The organism is Martinezella lusitana, assembly GCF_010668395.1.
Lineage (GTDB): Bacteria > Pseudomonadota > Alphaproteobacteria > Rhizobiales > Rhizobiaceae > Rhizobium > Rhizobium lusitanum_A.
In genome coordinates this window covers 1-623 of record NZ_WUEY01000074.1, presented here as the reverse complement: position 1 = coordinate 623, position 623 = coordinate 1, and the positions used below count along the sequence as shown (strand labels likewise).

The window sequence follows — 623 nt, the reverse complement described above, 5'->3', positions numbered from 1 at the left end:
TATATCAAGAATAAACCTCCACCTACGGTGGAGGACTGGACGAGTTTTACACGGTAGTTGAGAGACCTCCTGCTTGAACCGCTGGCGTGGCCCAGACTTCAAACAAGGAGGTTATATGGATGAGCAATCGCTCTCGCATGCGACGTGGGACTGCAAATATCACGTTGTTTTTGGCAGCAAATACCGAACGAAAAGACTCTACGGGGATGTGCGTCGAGAGTTGGGTGAACTCTTACGTCGTCTGGCTCAGCAAAAGGGCTGCCAGATCGAAGAGGGTCATTTGATGCCCGATCATGTCCACATGTTGATATCGATCCCGCCGAAATACTCGGTCGCGCATATAGTTGGATTTTTGAAGGGCAAGACGGCTCTTTACATTGCCAACAAGTACGCGCGTAAGCGCCGCTACAAAGGGTATCACTTTTGGGCACGTGGGTATTTCGTGTCGACGACGGGCTATAATGAGCAGGTCGTCAGACAATATATCCGGAACCAAGAAAAGGCCGACAAAGCTTCCGACTTTGCCGACCTCTTTAATCGTAGCTACTAAGCACTAACAAAACCACTTCTAGTGGTTCAAGCGCAGCGTTTCAAACCTCCACCTTTGGTGGAGGTCATGACTT

General features: G+C 49.6%; 1 protein-coding gene. It reads left to right on the top strand.

Features of this window, described 5'->3' with window-relative positions:
* Positions 1–115 precede the first annotated feature (115 nt).
* On the top strand, positions 116–550 hold the full coding sequence (tnpA, locus tag GR212_RS36570) for an IS200/IS605 family transposase (RefSeq protein ID WP_113356627.1): 435 nt from the start codon (positions 116–118) through the stop codon (positions 548–550).
* The last annotated feature ends 73 nt before the right edge of the window (positions 551–623 follow it).

Excerpts from the sequence above, each read along its gene's own strand:
- tnpA (WP_113356627.1), top strand. The coding sequence starts at position 116 with ATGGATGAGCAATCGCTCTCGCATGCGACGTGGGACTGCAAATATCAC.